General features: G+C 76.7%; 5 protein-coding genes, 1 pseudogene and 1 riboswitch. Of the genes and pseudogenes, 3 read left to right on the forward strand and 3 right to left on the reverse strand.

All coding sequences use genetic code 11. The features are described 5' to 3' along the window. Both NH602_RS29215 and NH602_RS29220 read left to right on the forward strand, forming a co-directional pair. Positions 1-183, forward strand: a pseudogene (locus NH602_RS29215) (hypothetical protein); the annotation flags it as partial. Positions 184-252: 69 nt separating this feature from the next. After that, positions 253-774: a gamma carbonic anhydrase family protein gene (locus NH602_RS29220; protein ID WP_073576912.1), complete on the forward strand. Its 522-nt coding sequence runs from the start codon at positions 253-255 to the stop codon at positions 772-774. 53 nt (positions 775-827) lie between these two features. Here the strand turns inward: NH602_RS29220 and NH602_RS29225 are convergent, their stop codons facing one another. The 3 genes from NH602_RS29225 to thiO form a co-directional block, all read right to left on the reverse strand. After that, positions 828-1,598, reverse strand: a complete 771-nt coding sequence (locus NH602_RS29225; RefSeq protein WP_139282893.1) for a thiazole synthase — start codon at positions 1,596-1,598, stop codon at positions 828-830. Between the two features lie 2 nt (positions 1,599-1,600). Then, positions 1,601-1,801 carry a sulfur carrier protein ThiS gene (gene thiS, locus NH602_RS29230; RefSeq protein WP_062398305.1) on the reverse strand — a complete coding sequence of 67 codons (201 nt, stop codon included), beginning with the start codon at positions 1,799-1,801 and terminating at the stop codon, positions 1,601-1,603. Then, a complete protein-coding gene (gene thiO / locus NH602_RS29235; RefSeq protein ID WP_253069492.1) occupies positions 1,801-2,973 on the reverse strand; it encodes a glycine oxidase ThiO in 1,173 nt (390 codons plus the stop codon). The genes thiS and thiO overlap by 1 nt, the downstream gene beginning before the upstream one ends. After that, a riboswitch (TPP riboswitch) is annotated at positions 2,970-3,079 on the reverse strand. Its footprint overlaps the gene before it by 4 nt. 38 nt (positions 3,080-3,117) lie before the next feature. Between thiO and thiE the strand changes: the two genes are divergently transcribed. Further along, on the forward strand, positions 3,118-3,799 hold a 682-nt coding region (gene thiE, locus NH602_RS29240; RefSeq protein WP_253069493.1), incomplete at its 3' end, for a thiamine phosphate synthase.

Below are 3,799 nucleotides of genomic sequence, written 5' to 3' on the forward strand. Positions count from 1 at the left end.
GCGCGGACCGCCGCGCCGGACCTGCTGGCCGTGCGGGCGCTGTCCCGGGTGCCGGTGTCACGGCTGGTCCGGGTCGCGCCGGACCCGGCGGCGGCCTGGCGGTCGGGGGACCCGGCGGTCGTCGCGGCGCTGGCCGCGCTGGAGCTGTCGGACCTGGGCCTGCACGCCCGTCCGCACGACTGAGCGATGCGGCGGTCGCGGTCGCGCGGGTGTGGCGGCCGGTGGGCGGAACGGGGTGCGAAGCTGTCGCTCATGCCGCTGTTCGCTCTGGAGGGCCTCTCCCCCACCGTGCACCCGGACGCCTTCGTCGCTCCGACCGCGACGCTCGTCGGGGACGTGCGCGTCGAGGAGGGCGCCTCGATCTGGTACAACGCCGTGCTCCGCGCCGACCTGGGGCCGATCGTCGTGCGCGCCGGCGCCAACGTGCAGGACGGGTCGGTGCTGCACGGCGGCGACGACCCGGTCACCGAGATCGGCGAGGGCGCCACGATCGGGCACCTGTGCGTGGTGCACGGCGCCGTGATCGGGGCGCGCGCGGTCGTCGGGAACGGCAGCACCGTGCAGGACGGTGCCCGGATCGGCGAGGGCGCGATGGTCGCCGCCGGGTCGACGGTCGCGCCGAACTCCGAGCTGGCCGCCGACCGGCTGATGCTCGGCTCCGCGGCGAAGGAGCACGGCGAGCTGACCGAGCAGGCCCGCTGGTGGGTGCGGACCAACCCGGACTTCTACCGCGCCCTGGCCCGGCGGCACGCCGACGGCGTCGCCCCCGCCTGAGCCCTCCCGATCCGGTCCGGTGCGTTCCGCGGAACGCACCCGGACATCGGTCCTCAGTCCTCCCGGTCGGGCGAGCTCGCCTGTGCCCGGTAGCGGCGCGGGATCCGACCGGCGTGCCGGGCGTCCCAGCCCGCCTCCACCCCGCGGCGCATCGCGCGGGCCATCCGCTCCGGGTCGGCGGCACGGGTGACGGCGGTGGCGAGCAGGACCGCGTCGCAGCCCAGCTCCATCGCCAGCGCCGCCTCCGAGGCGGTGCCGATCCCGGCGTCGAGCACGACCGGCACGCCCGCGGCGGCCACGATCATCTCGATGTTGTGCGGGTTGCGGATGCCCAGCCCGGTCCCGATCGGCGAGCCGAGCGGCATGACCGCGGCGCACCCGACCTGCTCCAGGCGACGGGCGAGGACCGGGTCGTCGTTGGTGTAGGGCAGCACGGTGAAGCCGTCGTCGACGAGCTGCTCGGCGGCGTCGAGGAGCTCGACCGGGTCGGGCAGCAGCGTCGTCTCGTCGGCGACGACCTCCAGCTTGACCAGGTCGGTCTCCATCGCCTCGCGCGCCATCCGCGCCGTGAGCACCGCCTCGGCGGCGGTCCGGCAGCCGGCAGTGTTGGGCAGCACGGCGATCCCGAGGCGGCGCAGCAGGTCCAGCAGCCCGGTCCCGCCCGCGACGTCGACACGGCGCAGCGCCACCGTCGTCAGCTCGGTGCCGGACGCGACCAGCGCCCGCTCCAGGATCTCCAGGTTCGCGGCACCACCGGTGCCCATCACCAGCCGCGAGTCGAACAGGTGGTCACCGAACGCGAGCTTGTCGGTCTGCACTGCCATGCTCATCCTCCCTGTACCGCGGTCAGTACCTCGACCCGCGCGCCGTCGGCGGGGCGGTGCCCGGCCCACGACGTGCGCGGCACGACCTCCCCGTCCACGGCGACGGCGATCCCCCGCTCCGGCAGCCCGGCCTCGGCCAGGATCCGGGCGAGGTCGGCGCCGTCGTCGACGTCGCGGTGCTCGCCGTTCAGCACGATCCGCATCAGTGGTTCCCCTCCTCGCGTGCCCCGGCGGCGGCCGGGGCGAACCGTCGCGGATCCGCCGCGCGGACCGGTCCCGGTACGTCGTCGCCGCGCAGCAGCGCCGCGACGGCCGCCGCGGTCACCGGTACCAGCAGCATCCCGTTGCGGCCGTGCCCGGTGGCCGCGACCAGCCCGTCGGGCCCGGTGCGCCCGATCAGCGGCAGGTTGTCCCGGCTGCCAGGCCGCAGCCCGGCGGCGGTCTCGGTCAGGGCGTACTCGGCGATGCCGGGCAGGATCCGCTCCGCGTCGCGCAGCAGGTCGCGCACCCCACCGACGGTGACGTCGGTGTCGAAGCCGTTCTCGGCGGTCGTCGCACCGATCACGAGGTCGCCGTACCCGGGCAGCGTCCGCGGCACGGCGTACACCGGGCGCCCGTCGACGAGCGCCCGCACCGTCCGCGACGGCGGCGGCAGGGCACCGGCGCGGCGGGTCAGCCGCAGGATCTCGCCCTTCACCGGGCGGACCAGCCCGTCGAGCACCGGGTGCAGCGACGACGAGTGCGCCCCGGCCGCGACGACGACCGCGTCCGCCGCGATCTCGGTCCCGTCCGCGAGCCGCACGCCGGTGACACGGGCGCCGTCGTCGAGCACGCGCGCGACCCCGCGGTCGGAGACGACGACCCCGGCCCGCCCGGCCGCGGTCGCCAGTGCGGCGAGCAGCCGCCGGTTGTCCACCGACGGGTCGTCGGGCACCGAGAGGCCGCCACGGACCTCCGGGCCCAGCGCGGGTTCGAGCCGGCGCAGCTCGCGACCGGTCAGCCGGTGCACGTCGCGGCCGAGGGTCTCCAGGTAGTCCGCGAGCGCGGTCAGCTCGGCGCGGTCCCCCGACCCGGTCGCGGCGACGACGGTGCCCTCCGGGTGCAGCCCGGCGTCGGTGCCGGCGTCGGCGGACAGGGCCGCGGCGAACTCCGGCCAGCGTGCGACCGAGTCCAGCCCGAGGGCGAGGAGATCCTCCTCGCCGGGCCAGGCCTCGGTGACCGGGGCGAGCATCCCGCCCGCCACCCAGGACGCACCGCGACCGGGGGCCGGGTCGAACACCGTCACCGACCAGCCGTCGCAGGCCGCCGCGCGGGCGACGGACAGGCCGACGGCCCCCGCACCCGCGACGACCAGCCGTCCGGCACTCGCGCTCATGGGATCCACCTCACTCCCTGCGCCGGCATGACCCGGATCAGGTTCGACGGTCGGGACCGCGTCGCGGGTCCCCTCTCAGCCCGCTGCCCGGGCTCCCGTGGTTCGTCGTCGTCCGGGGCCAGGCTACGCCGTAGCCTGCGAGCCGTGTCCGACACCGATACCCGTCCCGGCACCGGCGACACCCGTCGCACCCGGCTCGACGGCCTCACCGACGCCCGTCTCTACCTGTGCACCGACGCCCGCACCGCGCGCGGTGACCTGGCGGAGTTCGCCGACGCCGCGCTCGCCGGCGGGGTCGACATCGTCCAGCTGCGGGACAAGGGCGGGCCCGACGGGCCGCTGGAGGCGAGCGCCGAGCTCGCCGCACTGGAGGTGCTCGCCGACGCCTGCCGCCGGCACGGCGCGCTGCTCGCGGTGAACGACCGCGCCGACGTCGCGCTCGCCGCGGGCGCCGACGTGCTGCACCTCGGCCAGGACGACCTGCCGGTGGCGTGGGCGCGCCGGGTCGTCGGCGACGACGTGCTCATCGGCCGGTCCTCGCACAGCCCCGCCGAGACCCTGACCGCCGCCGACGAGGACGGCGTGGACTACTTCTGCGTCGGCCCGTGCTGGCCGACCCCGACCAAGCCGGGACGTCCGGCCCCCGGCCTGGACCTGGTGCGCACGGTCGCCGGACGGGCCCCGGCGCGGCCGTGGTTCGCGATCGGGGGCATCGACGGCGACCGCCTGGACGAGGTCCTCGACGCCGGTGCGGACCGGATCGTCGTCGTCCGGGCGATCACCGAGGCCGAGGACCCGCAGCTGTTCCGGATCGTCCGCGAGCTGA

Origin of the sequence: Pseudonocardia sp. McavD-2-B (assembly GCF_024124365.1) — a bacterium.
GTDB classification, from domain to species: domain Bacteria; phylum Actinomycetota; class Actinomycetes; order Mycobacteriales; family Pseudonocardiaceae; genus Pseudonocardia; species Pseudonocardia alni.

Bases quoted from the DNA above. Each gene is read 5' to 3' on its own strand.
- NH602_RS29220 (WP_073576912.1), top strand. From the start codon at position 253: ATGCCGCTGTTCGCTCTGGAGGGCCTCTCCCCCACCGTGCACCCGGAC.
- thiS (WP_062398305.1), bottom strand. From the start codon at position 1,801: ATGCGGATCGTGCTGAACGGCGAGCACCGCGACGTCGACGACGGCGCC.
- thiO (WP_253069492.1), bottom strand. From the start codon at position 2,973: ATGAGCGCGAGTGCCGGACGGCTGGTCGTCGCGGGTGCGGGGGCCGTC.
- NH602_RS29225 (WP_139282893.1), bottom strand. From the start codon at position 1,598: ATGGCAGTGCAGACCGACAAGCTCGCGTTCGGTGACCACCTGTTCGAC.